At 54.5% G+C, this 18,318-nt stretch carries 20 protein-coding genes and 1 pseudogene; 10 read left to right on the top strand and 11 right to left on the bottom strand.

From position 1 onward, the window contains the following. Nucleotides 1-204 precede the first annotated feature (204 nt). Nucleotides 205-1,380: an alpha/beta hydrolase gene (locus tag ACR0AY_RS07740; protein ID WP_170511138.1), complete on the top strand. Its 1,176-nt coding sequence runs from the start codon at nucleotides 205-207 to the stop codon at nucleotides 1,378-1,380. A gap of 298 nt (nucleotides 1,381-1,678) precedes the next feature. Here the strand turns inward: ACR0AY_RS07740 and ACR0AY_RS07735 are convergent, their stop codons facing one another. Continuing rightward, a complete protein-coding gene (locus tag ACR0AY_RS07735; protein WP_170511140.1) occupies nucleotides 1,679-3,073 on the bottom strand; it encodes an aminotransferase-like domain-containing protein in 1,395 nt (464 codons plus the stop codon). Between the two features lie 116 nt (nucleotides 3,074-3,189). On the opposite strand from ACR0AY_RS07735, the gene ACR0AY_RS07730 reads away from it, so the two are divergent. Further along, nucleotides 3,190-4,050 carry a DMT family transporter gene (locus ACR0AY_RS07730; protein ID WP_170511142.1) on the top strand — a complete coding sequence of 287 codons (861 nt, stop codon included), beginning with the start codon at nucleotides 3,190-3,192 and terminating at the stop codon, nucleotides 4,048-4,050. Between the two features lie 419 nt (nucleotides 4,051-4,469). Here the strand turns inward: ACR0AY_RS07730 and ACR0AY_RS07725 are convergent, their stop codons facing one another. Beyond that, nucleotides 4,470-4,703, bottom strand: coding sequence for a hypothetical protein (locus ACR0AY_RS07725; RefSeq protein ID WP_170336649.1), 234 nt, complete (start codon nucleotides 4,701-4,703; stop codon nucleotides 4,470-4,472). A 135-nt stretch (nucleotides 4,704-4,838) separates the two neighbouring features. Between ACR0AY_RS07725 and ACR0AY_RS07720 the strand changes: the two genes are divergently transcribed. The 7 genes from ACR0AY_RS07720 to ACR0AY_RS07690 all read left to right on the top strand — a co-directional run bounded on the left by ACR0AY_RS07720 (nucleotide 4,839) and on the right by ACR0AY_RS07690 (nucleotide 10,909). Then, on the top strand, nucleotides 4,839-5,591 hold the full coding sequence (locus ACR0AY_RS07720; protein WP_170511144.1) for a Crp/Fnr family transcriptional regulator: 753 nt from the start codon (nucleotides 4,839-4,841) through the stop codon (nucleotides 5,589-5,591). A gap of 445 nt (nucleotides 5,592-6,036) precedes the next feature. Continuing rightward, complete coding sequence (locus tag ACR0AY_RS07715; protein WP_170511146.1) at nucleotides 6,037-6,345, top strand: hypothetical protein; 309 nt, start codon at nucleotides 6,037-6,039, stop codon at nucleotides 6,343-6,345. A 3-nt stretch (nucleotides 6,346-6,348) separates the two neighbouring features. Continuing rightward, nucleotides 6,349-6,702, top strand: coding sequence for a hypothetical protein (locus ACR0AY_RS07710; RefSeq protein WP_170329075.1), 354 nt, complete (start codon nucleotides 6,349-6,351; stop codon nucleotides 6,700-6,702). Then, entirely contained in the window at nucleotides 6,692-7,546 is an 855-nt protein-coding gene (locus ACR0AY_RS07705; protein WP_170511148.1) for a hypothetical protein, read from the top strand. Before ACR0AY_RS07710 ends, ACR0AY_RS07705 begins: the two co-directional genes overlap by 11 nt. Nucleotides 7,547-7,639: 93 nt before the next feature. Further along, complete coding sequence (locus tag ACR0AY_RS07700; RefSeq protein WP_170511150.1) at nucleotides 7,640-8,839, top strand: DUF1611 domain-containing protein; 1,200 nt, start codon at nucleotides 7,640-7,642, stop codon at nucleotides 8,837-8,839. Then, complete coding sequence (locus tag ACR0AY_RS07695) at nucleotides 8,836-9,957, top strand: alanine/ornithine racemase family PLP-dependent enzyme (protein ID WP_170511152.1); 1,122 nt, start codon at nucleotides 8,836-8,838, stop codon at nucleotides 9,955-9,957. The genes ACR0AY_RS07700 and ACR0AY_RS07695 overlap by 4 nt, the downstream gene beginning before the upstream one ends. A 379-nt stretch (nucleotides 9,958-10,336) precedes the next feature. Beyond that, a complete protein-coding gene (locus ACR0AY_RS07690) occupies nucleotides 10,337-10,909 on the top strand; it encodes a hypothetical protein (RefSeq protein WP_170511153.1) in 573 nt (190 codons plus the stop codon). A 327-nt stretch (nucleotides 10,910-11,236) separates the two neighbouring features. Here the strand turns inward: ACR0AY_RS07690 and ACR0AY_RS07685 are convergent. Beyond that, a pseudogene (locus ACR0AY_RS07685) lies at nucleotides 11,237-11,383 on the bottom strand (IS481 family transposase); the annotation flags it as partial. Here ACR0AY_RS07685 and ACR0AY_RS07680 point away from each other — a divergent pair. After that, nucleotides 11,327-11,596, top strand: a complete 270-nt coding sequence (locus tag ACR0AY_RS07680) for a hypothetical protein (RefSeq protein WP_480453999.1) — start codon at nucleotides 11,327-11,329, stop codon at nucleotides 11,594-11,596. The pseudogene ACR0AY_RS07685 and the gene ACR0AY_RS07680 sit on opposite strands and share 57 nt — an antisense overlap. On the opposite strand, the gene ACR0AY_RS07675 is transcribed toward ACR0AY_RS07680, so the two are convergent. From ACR0AY_RS07675 to ACR0AY_RS07640, 8 genes are all read right to left on the bottom strand, one after another. Continuing rightward, nucleotides 11,573-12,682, bottom strand: a complete 1,110-nt coding sequence (locus ACR0AY_RS07675; RefSeq protein ID WP_170511155.1) for a Fic family protein — start codon at nucleotides 12,680-12,682, stop codon at nucleotides 11,573-11,575. The genes ACR0AY_RS07680 and ACR0AY_RS07675 overlap by 24 nt on opposite strands. 155 nt (nucleotides 12,683-12,837) lie before the next feature. Next, entirely contained in the window at nucleotides 12,838-14,463 is a 1,626-nt protein-coding gene (locus ACR0AY_RS07670) for a hypothetical protein (protein WP_480453929.1), read from the bottom strand. Beyond that, the gene (locus ACR0AY_RS07665; RefSeq protein WP_480453927.1) at nucleotides 14,444-14,893 is read right to left on the bottom strand and encodes a DUF5681 domain-containing protein; all 450 of its coding nucleotides are present in this window, start codon (nucleotides 14,891-14,893) and stop codon (nucleotides 14,444-14,446) included. Before ACR0AY_RS07665 ends, ACR0AY_RS07670 begins: the two co-directional genes overlap by 20 nt. Then, nucleotides 14,886-15,137 carry a DNA methyltransferase gene (locus ACR0AY_RS07660; protein ID WP_480453925.1) on the bottom strand — a complete coding sequence of 84 codons (252 nt, stop codon included), beginning with the start codon at nucleotides 15,135-15,137 and terminating at the stop codon, nucleotides 14,886-14,888. Before ACR0AY_RS07660 ends, ACR0AY_RS07665 begins: the two co-directional genes overlap by 8 nt. A 56-nt stretch (nucleotides 15,138-15,193) precedes the next feature. Beyond that, nucleotides 15,194-15,901 (bottom strand): IS6 family transposase, encoded by a 708-nt coding sequence (locus ACR0AY_RS07655; RefSeq protein WP_010442732.1) that lies wholly within the window; start codon nucleotides 15,899-15,901, stop codon nucleotides 15,194-15,196. A gap of 256 nt (nucleotides 15,902-16,157) precedes the next feature. Continuing rightward, nucleotides 16,158-17,456, bottom strand: coding sequence for a carbohydrate porin (locus ACR0AY_RS07650; protein ID WP_170364430.1), 1,299 nt, complete (start codon nucleotides 17,454-17,456; stop codon nucleotides 16,158-16,160). Further along, nucleotides 17,453-17,818, bottom strand: coding sequence for a DoxX family protein (locus tag ACR0AY_RS07645; protein WP_170342826.1), 366 nt, complete (start codon nucleotides 17,816-17,818; stop codon nucleotides 17,453-17,455). Before ACR0AY_RS07645 ends, ACR0AY_RS07650 begins: the two co-directional genes overlap by 4 nt. A 78-nt stretch (nucleotides 17,819-17,896) precedes the next feature. Beyond that, on the bottom strand, nucleotides 17,897-18,226 hold the full coding sequence (locus tag ACR0AY_RS07640; RefSeq protein WP_170357382.1) for a hypothetical protein: 330 nt from the start codon (nucleotides 18,224-18,226) through the stop codon (nucleotides 17,897-17,899). Nucleotides 18,227-18,318 lie beyond the last annotated feature (92 nt).

Genomic DNA, 18,318 nt, shown 5'->3' with positions numbered 1-18,318 from the left:
GTAGCGAAGTTGCGTCAAGGCGCGAGCAGCGGTACCGACAGGCTTGGGACAGGCAATTGTAGCCGGATGCGAACAGACGGACAAAGGCAATTGAGGAAAGGAACGACGAGGCAACTGACTACCAGGGCTTTGCCTGCGGCAACCGTGTGTTCGTTCTGTGTCCTCGCTGCCTGCGGGCCAAATGTCTACGACGAAATTGAACTGATGCCCTCCCCAACGGTCTATGCCGAGGCTGCTTTTGACCCTTACACGGACATCACGGCAGACAATTTCGTTCAGCGTTCGCAGCTATTCTACGCCACAGATCGGCTGCCTGCGGTTCCTGGCGACCCACAAGCCTATTATAATAATGAGCGCGGTCACATTCTGCGCACCGGCGTTGCCGATGTGCAAAGCACCCCCCCACTGGCGACGCTGGAAAAGCTTCGCCACGTTACTATGACGCGCGACCGCGCTAAGGAATACACGCTCAGCGTATCCGACGTACAAGAGATTGGTGTCATGCCGTTCAGCGTCACGCACTACATGAACGATCCACCTTCACAACAGGAGATGAAGACAGCCGGTCTTCGGTTTGCCCAACGGGTTGACGATCACCTTGCAGCCTCTCGCAACAAGGACATTTTCATCTATGTCCATGGCTACAATGTCGATTTTGATTACTCGACCCTTGTTTCCAAAGAGTTGCAGCACTTTCTGGGCTATCAGGGCGCTTTCATCAGCTACAACTGGCCCGCTACACCCAATCGCCTGGCGTATTTCCGGGATCAGGAATCTGCATTGGCGACGCGCCGCAATTTGCGGTCTCTTATCGAATACCTGTCGGAAAACACTAACGCCCGACGAATTCATCTCATAGGATACAGCGCAGGCTCGAGGCTCGCATTTGAAGCCGCCTATCAGATTGCTCTGCGGCCTGGGCCAAAGCCGCGGCTGGGACGGCTGATCCTGATCAGCAGCGATCTTGATCGAAGCTACTTTTTGCAATCAATAGAAGACGGCCTTCTGGATGCCGTTACAGATGTGACACTCTATCAATCGCAGACCGATTCAGCGCTGGCGATGTCACGGTTGGTCTTCGGCCGCGACCGTTTGGGTCAGGTTTCCGATGAAGCAATAAATGGGTCTCTGTTCCAGCGCCGACTGTCTGAGATGAAAACCCTACATATCATTGACGTGACCAAGGCCGAAGCGGCCGATACAGGAAACGGGCATTGGTATTTCCGATCTTCGCCATGGGCCAGCAGCGACCTGTTCATTTCTCTACTTACAGACCGAGATCCTGAAGCGCGCGGGCTTGTGCGCGCTCCGGGCGAAGCTGTCTGGAGTTTTCCGCCGAACTATCCGCAGACACTACAACGCTATCGTAGTGGCAGCTAGTACTGGGATTCCAACGGGTGAGAACCATTAGAACCATTAGAACCATTAGAACCATTAGAACCATTAGAACCATTAGAACCAGTTTCTGGAACTAATCTATGAGCCTGACAACGCACCTAGAATGCTCAGCGCAAAGCTGACGTTCGAGCAACGCGCAGCATCGGTTGAAGTGGGCTCAATGCTTACCTCGGAGCAGAAGCGGAATAAGCCCCTGCCCCGCTTGCCACGACCCAGCCATCGACCCAATGCCGACATTTGCTTCATCAAACAACGCTGCAATGCGGCTTCCGCAAAGCGGTCATTGTGGCTCGGCCGCACTCATCAGCTCACGAAGCAGCCTTTTATGCGTCACTCCCGTCATCTGGCTCACGTTGAAGCGCATAAACGAGTTCTTGGACCGGGTCGGACTGAAGACATTTCCCGGGGCAAGCACAACGCCTTGTTTGAGAGCTTCCCGTGCCAGCATGGCCGAATCCCTTCCGTCTGGCAGCTCACACCATAGGTAAAATCCGCCCTTGGGATACACGAAGGGCTTGATGTTTAGGGTGCCCAACTCATCGATAGAACGCGCGCGGGCGCGATCCAGTTTGGCCCTCAGAGTGTCCATATGTTTGCGGTAGCTCCCATCGGTGAGGGCTGCGTGCAGCAATTCTGATACCATCGGGCTCGGCCCACCAAAGCTGATTGCGACCTGAAGGTCGGTCAGGGCGGCAATCCAGCTAGGCCTGGCAGCTATGTATCCGCATCGTAGCGACGCCGAAAGCGTCTTGGAGAAGCTGCCAATCGTAAGAACACGGTCCAGCCCATCCAACGCGGCTAGACGCGGAGACAGGTCCGGCTCGAACTCAGCAAAGATAGCGTCTTCCACGATAAGCAGATCATGGGTCTCGGCCAGAGATAACACGCGATGCGCGGTCGCTGCTGAGAGCGTCGCGCCAGTTGGATTGTGCAATGCCGAATTGGTCAGATAGAGCCGGGGACGCTCTTTGCGTAGAATGCTTTCGAATATCGTGAGATCGGGACCATTGGGCGTGTAGGGCACACTAACAAGTGCGACCTGATGCGCACGCAAGAGGGCTTGAAAATTGAAATAGCACGGATCGTCCACCAGAACTGTATCACCCGGCTTGAGCAGCAATCTGCAGATCAAATCCAGCGCTTGTGACCCAGAATTTGTAAGCAAAACGGTGTTTGGGTCGACGTCTATATTTTGATCGCCCAACATGCGTGCCACGTGTTGGCGCAGGCCCGCATGCCCCTTTGCATTGCTGTAATCGGTCAACACATTGCTGTTGCCCCGTGCCACATTACGCATGGCCCGACGCAGTGACTCCAGTGGCATCCAGTCTGAAGGCATCCACCCGCATCCGGGCTTCTCCATGCTGTCTTCTGCATCAATGGATTGCCGAGCGACCCAAAGTGGATCAATCTCTCGCTCAAGCTGTGGCCCGGTTTGCGACACGACAAAGGGCTGAACGCGGTCTGAAACAAAGAAACCAGAACCACGTCGGGCAAAGATAACGCCCTCAGCGGCCAAGATGTCGTAGGCCTCAACAACGGTCGAGGGCGAGACACCCAATCTACGTGCGAGCAACCGGACAGACGGCAGCTTGGTGCCTGCGCTATATGTACGAGACCGTATCCTGCGTGTGATATAGTCTATCACGAGGGTGCGACGGGTCGCTTTGGCCATGGTACTATCAATCTGTTTGGGTTCATCTATAAATACAGTTCGAACGAATTGTACTGTTCTGTATCTGCATTTACCACAGCGCTTCCACTACAAGATCCAAAAAGGATTGTGTGGCGATGACGTCTTCATTTTCGGGTTGGGGCAGTGGATTGATCGGTGTGCTGATCTTCAGTGGGTCCTTGCCCGCGACACGAGTGGCCGTAAGTGGATTTGACCCCCTTTTTCTGACCTCAGCTCGTGCCGTGCTGGCGACAGCTCTGGCACTGTGTTTGCTGGTCTTATTCAAAGAGCTGAAACCGTCGCGGTCGGATCTTGGATCCCTCATAACGGTGGCCTTGGGCGTCGTGATCGGCTTTCCTCTGCTAACAGCCTTAGCCCTTCAGCACGTCACGGCTGCGCATTCGATCGTCTTCATCGGGCTTTTGCCCTTGAGCACCGCCGCATTTGGCGCGTTGCGCGGCGGCGAACGACCGGCCGGAATGTTCTGGGTGTTTTCCGTCTTGGGGAGTGCGGCCGTCGTTGGTTTTGCCCTCACGCAAAGTTCGGAAGTGTCCCTGATCGGAGACCTGTTAATGCTGGCGGCCATCCTCGCCTGCGGATTGGGTTACGCCGAAGGGGCGCTGCTCTCGCGTCGATTGGGTGGCTGGCAGGTGATTTCCTGGGCGCTTGTCTTGTCATCACCATTCATGGCCATTCTCGCAATCTTCACATGGCCTGACACAATTGCTGATTTGAGCATGCCTGTCTGGCTCAGCTTGGGATACGTCTCCATTTTTTCGATGCTGGTTGGTTTTGTGTTTTGGTATCGCGGTCTGGCTCGCGGGAGCACAGCAGGTGTTGGGCAGCTACAACTGCTTCAGCCGTTTTTTGGCTTGATCCTTGCAGCGGCCTTACTAGCGGAACCAATCGCGCCTTTGATGATCGGGGTAACGGTTTTCGTCGTGATTTGCGTGGCCGGTGCAAAGCACTTTGCGTAACGGCCCAAAGGAGACATCCAGTGCACCCCTCGGATGCTGCGGCTGCTGCCCGCGTTCCTGCCGTTCGCTGCGCAAGCGAAATATGGGCTTTGGTGAACTCACGGTAAGCTGACTTTGCCGTCTTTCGATCTGGAGCCTTCGCTAAAGCAGCACTTGCTCGCGGTCGCGGCATACTTATTGTTGCGTCGCGGCAAGTGTCACCAATCAGGTCATTCGCAGCCGTTGTATTTGCGTTAACGGGAACCGTACCTTCGCCGCGGCTCGGTCGGACGAGCAAGACGCGGGATATGGCAAGTATTGAAACATTGGTTTTTGCTTCGTGTTTGAACTGATTAGAAACGAGACGCCAATTTTGTGTCTTCTTGCTGTTAAGCTTTTTTGACGAGCATAATCTTGTTTTTCCGATACGGGACTTTACGCTACTGCCGAACCCGATAGCCGGAAGCAATGATCCGGTTAATGAGAAAGGCGACGGCCTGGTGCATATCCTTTTCATCGTTATTGCCGACCGCTGTTTCGTGGGCAGCAGCTGCGTCACGCAGAACTCCCACAATTTCATGTTCGGGCAGGAGCTCACGATCTTTGATTGCAAGCAAAAGCGCTTCACAAATTGAGAGTGCGGCCATTCCAGAGTGGTCTTGCCGGTCAGCCATGGTAGACGTCCTTTTTTAACAGGCGTCCAAGCAAGGAAGCGCCACAATGAATTGCATCATACTGGCATAGATTGCTGTATACTTAACTGATCGAAAGCAGTCTTGGCGTCGGATAGTTTCGCGGGCTGCTCATCGATGAAGGAAGAACACTTGCGCACTATCAAAAACAGTCCACTCACCCGAAAGCTTTCAAACTTCGTCGCTCTTACTGAGGTTGAACTTGCGGCATTGGCACGCCTGCACAAGCGTCGCAGAACCTTTGAAGCCGGACGTGACCTTGTGCATCAAGGGCAATCAGAGCAGGCTGCCTACATTCTGGCCTCGGGCTGGGTTTGTTCCTACAAAACCCAGACTGACGGGTCGCGTCAGATCGTCGATTTCCAAATACCGGGTGACTTTCTGGGCTTGCGAAGCGTTCTGCTGCACACCTCGGATCACAGCATAGAACCAATCATGGAAATCCAAGCCATTGAAGTAGTAGTGGATGATCTCCTGGACGCATTTGCGCAAACGCCCCGGCTGGCGACAGCAATTTTTTGGGCGGTCTCTCGAGATGAAGCGATGGTGGTTGAGCACCTGGTCAACATAGGACGGCGAGATGCGGGTGAGCGCATGGCGCATTTTCTATTGGAACTTGGTGTGAGGCTGACTCAGGTCGGGATGGCAAGCAAGACGGGATACGCCTGCCCACTGACACAATACCACCTTGCCGATGCACTGGGACTGAGTGCCGTACATGTTAATCGTGTCCTACGGCAACTGCGGGAGAAGGAGCTGGTTACTTTTCAATCCGGGCAAGTGGTATTTGATGATTATGAAGGACTGGTGACGTTGGCCGGTTTTGACCCCACTTATCTGGATCAGGCCGGGCCACTGTTGAAGCAATAGGTTCACCCCTACAGCGATGCCGGGATTTTGATGATCGTTGCCTGTTAGAGACGGAATTCGCTTCGGCAGATTTGGGATTTCACTGAAAAAGAAGCGCAAGATAAATATAGTCCGATTGCGGTACTGGATTTCCTGCGCTTCTCAATTACTCGTTAAGAACACGCCAGCAAATATCCCGCCAACACACATCATGTTGCCGGAATCCAAACATCGTTGCACTGACGCAGGTTAGTCAATTTTTGGCAGTACCTGATCCTCGGGCACCAAATGCATTTGAGATTCCAATAAAATCTCAGGTCATTGGCCGCAGACTAACATCGATCAGCGCGCGTCTGCCATTTGCACATTATTCTAAATTACAACGCCAGTACTACCGCAGCGCTTACGAGCGTGTACCGCGGCAGACTGCGCGGGGAAGATCCAACAAACTATATGGAGGACCAAGGTGAGCACGAGATCGTCCAGTTCTTTGGTGACGTTTTCAAATCCGTTCTCTTTGTCCGGCTACCCGGATGAACTTCCTGCAGGCGAGTATGAAGTAGTTGTTGTTGAAGAACTACTACAGGGCCTGAGTTTCGAAGCATATCGCAGAACCGGAACCTACCTGACAGTTCAGGGCAAAGGCAGCAAGCCAGGCCGCACGGAAATGCGCCCAATTGACCCAGAAGATTTTGAACTGGCGCTTAAGCACGACCAGACCTTGGCCACATCTAACAATGACAGCGATGCGGCGCTTTCCCCGCAGGAGGAATAGATTATGAACACGCCCGAATGGCTTAAACCCGGAATCTACGGTGCTCTGATCGGCGGGGTTTTCGTAGGCGTCGTTGGATTTTCATGGGGTGGATGGATGACCGGCGGTAGCGCGGACAAGATGGCCAACGCCATGTCCCGCGACAACGTAATCGCTGCGTTGGTTCCGGTCTGCGTCGACATGGCGAGAACTGACGCCCAACGCGCCGAAAAAATAACGACGATCAAAGAGGCTTCTTCTTTCAAGCAGAAGGATGCCGTCATGGCGGCTGGCTGGGCAACGGTGCCGGGATCCCAAACTCCTAACAAAGACCTGGCGCAGGCCTGTATCGAGGGGCTGAACCTGGATGGATCGTAACTCAATCACTCAACATTCGGACAACGCCGTTTGCATCAGGGCAAATCGAAAAAATCAGTACCGGTTTTGCGCTCACTTAATGGCTGCGTTGTTTGTTGTCGTCTTCAGCAGTTTGGCGGGCTCCTTTATCTCATCAAATCCCGCATCGGCCGAAACAAACTCGATCCCGGATAACGCGCATCCCAAAAAGTATGGCGACGGTTGGGAATGCGATTTGTCCTATCGGTTGAAAGGCGAAGAATGCGTGGCCATTGTCGTGCCGGGAAATGCCTACCCCACAAACAGAACCTATGGCTCAGGGTGGGCATGTATGCATGGCTTTGTTGAAGTTGGCGGCGCCTCATGCACTGAAGTGATTGTGCCTGAGGGTGGATATCTCGATCCATCAGGTGAGAGGTGGCGATGCCTGCGGGGGTACATAAGAGTAGACGATAGCTGCCAGAAAATTGTCGTGCCGGATAATGCTTACCTGACGAATAGCACTTATGGATCTGCATGGCGTTGCAACCGTGGCTACGAAAAAAACGGAGAAGCATGCGTGGCAGTAGCGGTGCCGGAAAACGCTTTTCTGAACGCATCAACCAGCGGGCGTCCCTGGACGTGCGAGCGTGGGTATTTTGAGCGCGACGGAAGGTGCGATACCGTTTTTGTGCCTGAAAATGCTTTCTACGATGACGCGATCCATGGAGTTGGATGGAAATGCGAACGTGGCTACGAGGCGTCCGGTGATCGCTGCAATGCAATCGAGCTACCGGCAAATGCCCATATCGACCGATCCGGCAATGGGTGGCAATGCCACAAAAACTATCATCGATCAGAAGGGCTGTGTGTTCTGAACGAATGAGGTTTCAGTCAGAGAGCCCACTTTTCCAAACTTCACATTTTGTGCCCGTTCTTACCAAGGACGGCGTGTTTCACACTCCAAAAAGGAACAGATATGAAACCCGTACCCATTGCGTCGGATGCCAAGCAGTTCAGTGCCAGCGATGCGCAAAAGCTACCACCTGCACAAGCAGTTTTTCCAGAGCTTCACCGCAAGACACTTGTGACAGATACACCGACTGCAATCGTGTATTGCGAAGGAAGCTTCGCAAAGATCGATGGCAAGACGGCTAATGGTCTCGTTCGACATTCACAGGCCTATCGCGTTCTTTCGGTGATCGACAGCACGTATGGCGGTTGTGACAGTGGCAAAGTGCTTGATAATGTCGCAAATCAGGTTCCCATCTTCGATGATCTTGATGCCGCCGTCGCTAATGAAGCTACGATCCCCGACACGTTTATTTACGCAATGGCGCCGGCCAGCGGCAGAATGTCCCTTGAGGATCGCGAAGTTGTTGTGGATGCGATAACGCTCGGAATGAACATCGTCAGTGGGTTGCATGAATTTCTTAGCGATGACAAGGAGCTCGCCGGATTTGCCAAAATTCACGATGTCACGATACGCGACATTCGCAAGCCGCGGCCTATTCGCGACCTGCGCCTGTTAGATGGCAGTGTTGGTGACGTCCAAGCGATCCGCATCGCGGTGTTCGGCACCGATTGTGCAATTGGAAAGCGTACAACCGCGACAATCCTGACAAATGCCCTTAACGCGCATGGGATCAAAACAGTTTTGGTCGGTACCGGCCAGACAGGATTGATGCAGGACGGCAAGTATGGTGTCGCGATGGATTCGGTGCCGCCGCAATTTTGCTGTGGCGAGCTTGAGCGCGCTGTTGTTGCAGCATCTGAAGATGAACACCCGGATGTCATAGTGATCGAGGGCCAGGGCGCGCTAAGCCATCCGGCCTTTTGCACATCAGCCTTCATTCTGCGAGGCAGTCAGCCACATGCAGTTATTCTTCAACACGCGCCTAAACGAAAACGTCGATGTGATTTCCCCAACATGACTATGCCCGACCCTTGCGATGAAATCACCCTGATCGAGGCTTTTGCGAACACAGAGGTAATTGGCATGACGATCAACCATGAAGGAATGAATGATGTTGAGATTTCAAAGGCCATCACAGACTATAACCGCAAATTGTATCTCCCGGTCACTGACGCATTGAACCGTCCTCCAAAAAACTTGGTGAATATGGTTCTATCTGCGTTTCCGCGCTTGCAACCCGTACGTGCTACGACGATTGAATGAGCAAGCTGCGTATCGACGTTGATCTGGACAAAATTCGCTACAACACACGGTTCCTGGTCGACCACCTCAGACCCCGCGGAATTACGGTGACAGGTGTGACAAAAGCCGTTTGCGGTCATCCTGAGATTGCGAATGCTATGCTTGAAGGTGGCGCGACAGGGCTGGCGGACGCGCGGATCAGCAATATCATGCGTATGCGCGATGCTGGGATCTCGTGCTCCATCTCCTTGATCCGAACGCCTATGCTGAGCCAGGTCGCGCAAGTCCTTGAAAACTGCGATGTCAGCTTCAACACTGAGATGGACATTATCGCCAGCCTGGCCATCGAGGCGCTGGGAAAGAGCATGACTCACAATATTATCTTGATGGTGGAAATGGGGGATATGCGGGAAGGCATCTTGCCTGAACACCTTGAAAGCACTGTGTCTCAAATTCTTAGAATGGAAGGGATTTCTCTGAAGGGGATTGGCGCAAATTTTGCCTGTCTGGGTCATGTGGCACCCTCTGCAGGAGCAATGGAATTGCTTTCGTCGCTTGCCGCCGACACCGAACTTGCAAGTGGACCCGCTCTGGAAACAGTGTCAGGCGGCGGCTCTGCCAGTTTGCCATGGGCGCTTGGCAAGGAGGCGACCGGAAAGATCAACAACCTGCGTCTGGGTGAGGCAATCCTGCTGGGTACTGACCCCATTTCGGGGTACACGATCGATGGGCTATACACAGATGTTTTCACGCTTTGGGCGGAAGTGATCGAAACGAAGACCAAAGCAAATTCAAATCCCGTGCAAATGACTTATCCTATGCCTTCAATGCGGTGTGTGACTTTAGACAGTCCTTCGAATACTCGGTCGATCCTTGCCATTGGACTCCAGGACACCGATGCGGCGGGTCTAATTTTCCCTACTGGCGTCACGTTCGTCGGAGCCACCAGTGATCATATCGTTGTTGAAACCACCAATTGCCTGCTTCGCGCTGGTGGCGAGATGAAACTGAAATTGAACTATAGCGCGCTCTCGCGCGGCATGGCTGCACCCGATGTAGCAAAAGTTTTCCATGGTGATGGCGCATTGGTTGACTGCACCGCAGCGAACACTGATCGCCCATATTCGAAGCGAAAGTAGCGCGCCAGGGTTGCCGCCGCCTCGGCTCTGCTTCAGCCACCCGTCTTATTCTACGGCTTTACGTAGTAAATGAGGCACCCAATCCCTATATTGGATGTAGCCGCATTCACTTTTCACACCCCATCTGGGCTCGTGGGTGGTGCGGACAATCAAAGGATCAAAATGATGTCTTTCAAAGACCTGACGACCAGAGCGGCTGCCGCACTGAAGGAAAACGATGCGGACGCGTCAAAAAAAGAAGTGACGTCGAAAGGGCAGGACACCGTCCCCGAAAAACCAAAGCCTAAACCCCAAAACTGATAATACCCTGCCGGGAGTGGGTGGCTTGTTCTTGTCTGCATCTCCGAGCGAGCGGTATCAGCAAAGGAGAATTAACCAAATGAACCAGATAATCAGCAAGACAATCGCAGTCTTTTCCAGGCCGTTTACTTTCCCTGGCTTTGACGAATTACTCCCGGCGGGCGAATACGACATAGAAACTGAGCTTTCCGCACCACCAGATTATTCGGATCCAGAAGCCTGGAAAGCATCAGTGCTAATCTGTCTGCATCCACGGAAATCTCACCCCGGTCTGGCGCGTACCTTGACCGTTTCTCTTACTGATTTGGAGAGAGCCCGCGCAAAGGATAAACTGTCTTCAAAGCAGTTGTCGCAGTTCTTGCTCGACCAACTTTTGGCCGATCCCATGGTGCAATTGATTATGGAAGCGGATGGCGTTTCAGAGACTCAACTTCGGCACCTCTACTCGGACTCGCTCATCTCTGAGGCAGGCGACATATCATCAGATCAACGAGCCCTACCGCGAGGATGCGGAAACGGTTCTCGGTATACTTTCGCTGTCCAAGCTGCTGAGAACGAAGGAATGCCGGTTCGTCCTAATAAAACCCCTCGGATTGCAGGCCGTCCCATCGGACAGTCTGAACCAGGCAGCGCCTTCAATCTCAAGGCTTAGGGCTCGGAACTTTCTTTTCCAGTCGCTGTATAAACCAAAACAGAAATCGAGGCTAAAAACTGATGGAAGACTCCGACAACGAAGCAGATACGATCATGGCTCGCGCCCACAATGACGTGCCGCAAGAACGCCCGTGTCTTCGTTGCAGAACTCCATTCTGGAGCGAAGGGTTCGGAGAGCGGATTTGTCGACGCTGCAAGGGGTTGAACGCATGGCGAAATGGCGTATCGGAAAGCCCTGGGTTTGCTCGGCGTCGCTGATGTACTGACATGTAGTGGTTCCGATGTGATCTGACAGTTGGCCGTTTTTCCTGTGGTGTATGCCAGATTAAGTTTGGTTCCGGATCTTTTGCTTCCTGATCTCTTTGCTCTCGATCATGGTCTGGAAGGGTATTCTTCTGCAACACATTTTGCCCTGATGAGTGTGCTCTTGGTTGTAGTGGTGCAGCCATTCTTCCAGATCGGCTTGCAGCGAAATCTGCGCCGCGAGCGCACGCAAAACGATTATGCTATGTCCGAGTTGGACTCGGAGTTGCCATGCGGTCGTGCGGCGAGATGCTCGGTTTCAGGCCATTCTGAACGTCCGCTCTCACTGTCCTGGCACCATCTCATCGCACTGGCGGCGAATGGCCGGATCCCGCCCTTCGTGCCGTGCTTCAGCCCCCTACCCTTCCCGGTCCAACTTTAGCCAATAGCGTGTGTACCGAAGTTCACCCGTTCGGTTCAGAGCACCCTTCTCTACCAGATCCTGCAGGTCCCGCGTCGCAGTGGCGCGCGACGTTCCGGTGATCGAGATATAGTTCTCGGCGCTCAACCCTCCTTTGAAACCGTCTGGTCCAGCCTTGAACAACCGGGCGATGACCTTGCTTTGACGGGCATTGAACTGATCACGATGCCGGTCGTAGAAATGCGTCTTGGATATGAAAAACCCAACCCGCTCAAGAGTCACCTGCTGCGCTCTCAGGACAGTCTCGGCAAACCATGTGAGCCATGGCGTGACATCCAGCGTCTTTTGATGGCGTTCAAGCTGATCATAATATGCCTTCCGCTCTCGCTCGATCGTGAAAGCAAGAGCAATCAGGCTCGGCTGGCCAATGTTTTGCGCCAGGGACTTTTCAGCCAGCGCCCTGCCCAACCGGCCATTGCCGTCTTCAAATGGGTGAATGCTTTCGAAATACAGATGGCTCAATCCGGCCCGGACTAGTGCGCGCAATGGTTCGGGACCATCCGGTGCGGTCCGGTTGAACCAAGTTACGAACTGGTCCATTTCAGCCGGAACCTGATGCGAAGGTGGCGCTTCGAAATGCACCGTTGGACGATCCAGCCTGCCTGAGACGATTTGCATCGCATCCTCATAGCTCCGGTATGCTCCAATCGTTTCGAGATGCCTGTCATGGGACAGAAGCATGTCATTCCACCGAAACAGGGTGTCGTGTGACAATGGTTCCGCATAGTTGGAATAAACATCCACCATCATTTCAGAAACACCCTGCTCGCGCGGTTTGGATGGATGGCTGTCGAGCGCCAATCCAAGATGCCGACGCAAGGAAGACTGCACGCTGAGTCGATCCAGCATCTCACCTTCGATCGCACTGGTTTTCATCGCTTCTTCGCTTAGCAGGTCGATACGCAATTGATCTCGATCCGACGTGTTCACATGATGAACCGCTCCAAGAACTTCCCCCGAGGACAACAGGAACTGTTGCTCGTATGGTTCGAGTCTTGAGGCATCGTAACGAAATGTCGGCCAATCAGGGCTCTGCCAGTTCCACATCGTGAGGTATAAGAATCCAGTCTATAACTCATTATTTATTACTTTATGATCCATATAGGTCAATCCTATAGCTCATTTCTTCCCGAACCGTTCAATCCAAACATTGGATTGAAGGATAAGCTGACGACAGAAAATCTCTTCCTGTTTCAAAAAACCTACGAAGCATTGGAGGTCCGCGTCAGCATTGCGCTTGGAGATAGTTCTCCCTTTTCAATCTTGACCAGTAGTGAAATCAGATAAGCCCCTGGAGACTGTATGTTCTCAGCACGCTGAAAGATGTACCCGAGAACCATGAAGCGAATAGCTGGGCCAAACGTTGATTTCATTGCATACCAGGTTTGGCCAAGCCGTAGATACTGGGCGATATCATCCATAAGCCGATCACAGTGGTGCTGATCTTTTGCAAAGCGTAGCTCTGAGCATAGCCGTGGAAAACTGCGCTCCATTTGGTCTGGAGAAACCTGAATCTGAGAAAGTTTTTCTTTCTTAACTTTCGGACTCAAAGAGTCCTCTTTGTGCCCCTCAATTTCATTGTCACTGTCCCTCAAATTTTCTGTATCTGTCTGTGTTACTTCTGAGATTTCCACAGAGATTTCTGCCAATAGCTCGCAGAGTACATTCGCATCTGGTTTGCGACGCAGAGCATTGCGCACGGTAACCATCAAATCAGAGACCGCGGTGTCATTTGCTACGAGTTCCCTAAGGTGCGCCAGAGCGGACGAAACCTTGTCGCGGAGTACAGTGCACTCCAGAACTCGATCAGCATGCCACCCAAAGGTCAGCCCAACCGTAAAGTCAGAACGCGGACCATCCTTCGCCGCTGTATCCCAGCTTTGAACGCGTCGTACAAACACGCTCTCGTCCGGCAAGGATTCCACCAGATGTAAGTCGGACAATGAGAGAAACTCGTTTTCTCCGTCCGTGGGGTTTTGTTGATACTGCGCCTGGAAGGCAAAATTGCCTATGTCGGCCTTGATCCGATCAAGAACCTCCTGCGGTTCCCTTTCAGGGTTCAGCAAGTCCCCTGGCCGACGCTTCAGCACCCGGTTGTTGTAGAGCGGGATCTCTTCCGGGATCTCCGCGATCGACGGCAGGCACAGATGGTCAAATGTGTCCTTTTCCAAGAGGTAGGCCGAGAAGTCATCCGGGTGCAGTCGCTGCTGGATCGAGACAATGCGATCGGTGCGCTTGTCGTTCAGCCGCGAGAACAGGGTCTGGTCGAAGAAGTCACGCAACTCCTGCCGGTACGTATCGTGACGCATTTCAGAGGGTTTACCCAGGTCGTCGATGACAATGAGGTTTGCACCGAAGCCGGTGATACCACCGCCAAGAGAGACCGATTTGCGCCCGCCGCTTTTAGTGGTTTTCATATGTTCGAACCGGTTGTGTTTGGGATCAACCTTCATCTTCGGAAACAGGCGCTGATAAAACGGACTGGTCACCAGCCGTCGAAACTGTTCGGCATGTTCGCGCGCCAGATCTTTGCCGTAACTGACAACAACCACTTTCTTTGTCGGATCGCGTCCAAGCTCAAAGGCTGGCAACAAAACAGATCCACAGATCGATTTCAGATGGCGAGGGGCAATCGAGATCATCAACCGTTGGGACTCACCAGAGGCCACGCGCTGAAGGGCATAACACATAGCCTCCAGGTAAGGGGCCCGGGCAAGCCTCTCACCCGGACACAAGATACCAAAACTGCCTGCAAGGAATGCGTAGAGGTTTTCACGCATCGCAGCCTCTGCCAGCCTTTTGCGATCATCAGAATTCAGGGCATTCATCGTCGATGCCTCCCTGAATGCTTGCAAAGAGTTGATCCGGATCGCTGCCAAACATGTCCGCCAGCACTTCTAGGGCGGCCAGGTCTGAACCGGGGTCGGCCGCAGTTACACCTTCGCCACCCGCCAACTCTGCGGCGCGCGCCTCCTGAACCGCAGGCAACAGTTTGAGCACCCGGTCAATCGAACGCATCTCGCCTTTAACTGCCCCATTCACCAGCTGGCGCAGGATTGCCTCCAGCATCGTGACCTCGCGGCGTGATCCATTCTCGGTGATCGGGATTTTCCGAAAGAAGACCTCTTCAAGCATCGACCCAACATTCTTCGACGCTTTCGGCCGCCCTTTCGGATTGCCAGAGCGGCCTTTCTTGAATTGGGTCGCTTTGGGCGGTTTACCGTAGCCCACCTCAAACTCTTTCGTATCGTCAGACATGATCCGCCTCCAGCTCTGAGGTGGCATCGGTTGCCGCAGAACGCGCATCGAACGTTTGCCCCGTGACGGCATGCACGGCGCTCTCACCGGTCATCTCCTGCCAGCGACGGATGGCGACGTCGACGTAAACAGGGTCGAACTCAATAAGCCGCGCCCGGCGTCCGGTTTTCTCAGCGGCCAGCAAGGTCGCGCCGGACCCGCCAAAGGAGTCCAGCACGATTTCGCCGCGGTGGCTCACATCCATGATGGTGCTGTCAGACGAATTCGAACCAGTCTCAGTTTGCCGCGGAAACCGCGAACCTATCCGGAACAAAGCTGACGCCACTCGCTAAGAGCGGCGGCGCGGGTCAGCTTGAAGGTGTCTCGACTGGCTAGCGATCTTTCCTGGTTGAAGTGATTGTAGACGGAGGAATGGACGGAGGCGAATTTCTGTAGACTTCGCATGCGCCTGAAACGCTGCATCGCGCGTTCGCGTCGTCGAAACGGCAGGTGTGAATTCTCGGCGCGGTTGTTGAGCCACCTGCCCGTCTGTTGTTTTTCGAACGCGCCTATTTCTCTGAGCGCAGCCTTGTAGGAAGCGAAGCGATCTGTGACGACCTCCTTGGCGCAACCGTGCCGTTTCATCAATTTCCTGAGGAATTTTAGTGCTGCAGCCTTGTTTCGGCGCTTGGTGACAACTGCTTCCAGCACTTCACCTTCGTGATCTACTGCACGCCACAGATAATGTCGCTTGCCATTCACCTTTACGAAAACCTCGTCCACGTGCCACTTCCATTTCGAGAACGCGCGCAGCTGCTGCACACGCTTCCGTCGGATCTCAGCTGCAAACATTGGACCAAACCTGTTCCACCAATATCGGACGGTTTCGTGGCTCACGTCGATGCCTCGCTCGTGCAACAGATCTTCGACATTTCGAAGCGAGAGCGGGAAACGGATGTACAGCATCACCGCAAGGCGGATGACCTCGGGACTGGTTTTGAAGTACTTGAAAGAGGCAGGTTTGGTCATGGGCAAAAGCTACGCAACCGTCCTGCCTGCCTCAAGACAAGTTCTTCTGACAAGACCCATCCGACAGCTTCATTGGAATGGCTGACATTGCAGAGCAACAAGCCAAATTCGACGGTTGTTCTGCCGTCAAGACTTTCGCCTGACGCAATGCCAATCATCCAAGGGGTCGCCTCCTTGGCCGCGATGGCTGCATGGGCCGTTCCGGCGCAGGCACGACACTCCCAACCAGACGGCATTCTATCCGCCGCTACTCAGGTCAAAGATTGATCCGCAGCCTCAAGCCGAAAACGGTCGTGTCCTGATCGTTGAAGCCCGGGTTGATCATGTGCTGGACGTCCGCCGTCAGGGCGACATTGTCCGACAGGTCCAACCGATAGAAGGCCTCCATTGTGGTCTGGGTGTCGAGCGTTTCATCTACCGGGTCCGCAACGGTCGCGCCAAACCCAAAGAGGTCGTCATAGAGGCCCGGCCGCCATAGAAGTCCAGCGTTGGCTGCGCGTCGGGCGATCGGCGCCTCACCCTCCGACCAGCCGAGGCGTCCGTAGATCATGAATTCCTCGTTGATCGTGTGGTTGGCAGACAGGATCGCCCCGTAGCTCTCCGGCACGCCTGCCTCGGTGCGTTCATCGACGTGAAATACCCCGAGGTGAACGTTGGTTAGAAAGCGCTTCGAGCGTTCGGGCGTCCATCCGATCTCGGCGTATTTGTAGAACTCGGGGCCACCGGGAAACCACTCGACATCGGTCAGCGAGCCGTTTGCATCCGACAGGACACCGAGGGCATAGATCTGGTCGGTCAGGAAACCGCCCCCCGCAATGCCGAAGCCGGGATCGGGGATCGGCAGGACCGGGCTGAACAGGATCGAGAAATTGGAGAAAGTCGTGCGTGGGTTCACGTAGCCGAGGATGTCCGAGTAGTCTCCCGGATCGATCCGGCCGGCCACGAAACCGGCCTTCCCGCCAGCGAGCGTCTGGGACCAGTAGGCGACGGAGAGGGTCGTGTCGGTGTCACTGAATGTCGTTGCGGTGACGCCCGCATAGCCGATTTCCCCGGCAAGCCCGCTTGGCGCGATGTCCGTGCCGAGCAGATGGCGGTTCTCCAATGTGAAGACCAATTGCCCGGGATTTTCGCCGCCGCGATTGAGCAGCGTCCACTGGCCCAGAATGCGCGCCTGGCCCAAGGCGGCCTCGTCGATATCGGTCAGGCTCTCGGTCGCGGACTGGTAATAGGCCTGGTAGTCGAAGGAGAGGTTCAGGCCGGTGCGTTCGGCAAAGCGTTGCCGCGATGCCTCCAAGGGGTCCAATGCCGCATCCAGCCCCGGCCAGCGAGAGTCCTGCAACCGCCGCACTCGGTCTTGTTCCAGTTGGGCCTGCGTGGATGCCGGGCCACCGAGCGAGACCGCTGCGGCGGCCTCCAGGGCGGACGTTGGCCGGCTTTCCTGCGCCAAGGCTCCGGTTGATAACCAGAAGCCAGCGACGATGACCGTACCGAGAAGCCTTGCCTGTCCCATATGAGGTCTCTCTTGTTGCTCTTGATTCTTCTTCGGCCCGCTCATGCAAGTATCGCCAGTACGACATCCCGGCCCGTCCAGAGGACGAAGGCCGAAAGCGTAGCCGTGATCATGGCAGGCACACCGTCTTTCCAAGTGTCCCAGATCAGATGACAACCGATTGCGCCAAGCGACGTGCCCAGAAGGGCAGCGGCCCCGAGCGGCCCGAGCAAGCTGCCTTGAAACCAGATCGCCACCGCCCCGAAAAGCTCGACACCACCGACAAGCGCCATGATCTGACGGTTCAGCCCGTATTTGACGAACATCGCCAGTTGCGTTTCGAAGATGAGCTTCTGCCAGCCAAGGATCTTGATCGAACTGGCGAAGAGAAAGAAGGCGGACAGCAGGCCAATGGCAACTATTTGCATAATACGACTTCGCCGACACACACAGGGCTGAAGTTCATTTGATGTTCCCTTCTGGATCGTCCCGAGTGTGCAGTCCGGTTACTTGAGATCGTCCTGCGCCTTGATCTCCGGCACACGGGCGAGGGCTTCGGCCATGTCGGCGCTGCTCATCAACTCGATCATCTGGTAATCCTCCAGCAACCCGTCACCGAGACGGCTGACATAGAAGGCCTGGATGAAGGTGGGGTCGTCCGGCAGGGCGACGGTGATGTAGTTCTTCCCGTTCCCAAGCCCCCAATAGTAGCTCAAAAGCTCGCCGCCGAGCGCCTCGATCCCACCCTTCACCGAGGCCGCGCGGTCCCCGGGATTGGCGATCTGCATCTCCCAGGCGGCGCTGTTGGATGCGCCGATAAACAGGAAGGTGCGCATGTCTTTTGTGTCCTGCGCCGCTGCAACTGTCGCAGAGACGCAAAGGGCTGTCGAAAGAAGGATCCTGTTCATCTTGCCACCCGGAATTGCTT

The sequence above is a fragment of the Ruegeria sp. A5 genome, assembly GCF_056543005.1.
The sequence above is the reverse complement of the archived record's forward strand: the minus strand, read 5'-3'. Positions and strand labels throughout refer to the sequence as shown.

Coding starts and splice junctions, on each gene's coding strand:
- ACR0AY_RS07675 (WP_170511155.1), bottom strand. CDS start 12,682: ATGTGGAACTGGCAGAGCCCTGATTGGCCGACATTTCGTTACGATGCC.
- ACR0AY_RS07705 (WP_170511148.1), top strand. CDS start 6,692: ATGGATCGTAACTCAATCACTCAACATTCGGACAACGCCGTTTGCATC.
- ACR0AY_RS07690 (WP_170511153.1), top strand. CDS start 10,337: ATGAACCAGATAATCAGCAAGACAATCGCAGTCTTTTCCAGGCCGTTT.
- ACR0AY_RS07660 (WP_480453925.1), bottom strand. CDS start 15,137: ATGGATGTGAGCCACCGCGGCGAAATCGTGCTGGACTCCTTTGGCGGG.
- ACR0AY_RS07650 (WP_170364430.1), bottom strand. CDS start 17,456: ATGAGCGGGCCGAAGAAGAATCAAGAGCAACAAGAGAGACCTCATATG.
- ACR0AY_RS07645 (WP_170342826.1), bottom strand. CDS start 17,818: ATGCAAATAGTTGCCATTGGCCTGCTGTCCGCCTTCTTTCTCTTCGCC.
- ACR0AY_RS07640 (WP_170357382.1), bottom strand. CDS start 18,226: ATGCGCACCTTCCTGTTTATCGGCGCATCCAACAGCGCCGCCTGGGAG.
- ACR0AY_RS07700 (WP_170511150.1), top strand. CDS start 7,640: ATGAAACCCGTACCCATTGCGTCGGATGCCAAGCAGTTCAGTGCCAGC.
- ACR0AY_RS07680 (WP_480453999.1), top strand. CDS start 11,327: ATGAGTGTGCTCTTGGTTGTAGTGGTGCAGCCATTCTTCCAGATCGGC.
- ACR0AY_RS07720 (WP_170511144.1), top strand. CDS start 4,839: ATGAAGGAAGAACACTTGCGCACTATCAAAAACAGTCCACTCACCCGA.
- ACR0AY_RS07670 (WP_480453929.1), bottom strand. CDS start 14,463: ATGAATGCCCTGAATTCTGATGATCGCAAAAGGCTGGCAGAGGCTGCG.
- ACR0AY_RS07730 (WP_170511142.1), top strand. CDS start 3,190: ATGACGTCTTCATTTTCGGGTTGGGGCAGTGGATTGATCGGTGTGCTG.
- ACR0AY_RS07735 (WP_170511140.1), bottom strand. CDS start 3,073: ATGGCCAAAGCGACCCGTCGCACCCTCGTGATAGACTATATCACACGC.
- ACR0AY_RS07740 (WP_170511138.1), top strand. CDS start 205: ATGCCCTCCCCAACGGTCTATGCCGAGGCTGCTTTTGACCCTTACACG.
- ACR0AY_RS07710 (WP_170329075.1), top strand. CDS start 6,349: ATGAACACGCCCGAATGGCTTAAACCCGGAATCTACGGTGCTCTGATC.
- ACR0AY_RS07665 (WP_480453927.1), bottom strand. CDS start 14,893: ATGTCTGACGATACGAAAGAGTTTGAGGTGGGCTACGGTAAACCGCCC.
- ACR0AY_RS07655 (WP_010442732.1), bottom strand. CDS start 15,901: ATGACCAAACCTGCCTCTTTCAAGTACTTCAAAACCAGTCCCGAGGTC.
- ACR0AY_RS07695 (WP_170511152.1), top strand. CDS start 8,836: ATGAGCAAGCTGCGTATCGACGTTGATCTGGACAAAATTCGCTACAAC.
- ACR0AY_RS07725 (WP_170336649.1), bottom strand. CDS start 4,703: ATGGCTGACCGGCAAGACCACTCTGGAATGGCCGCACTCTCAATTTGT.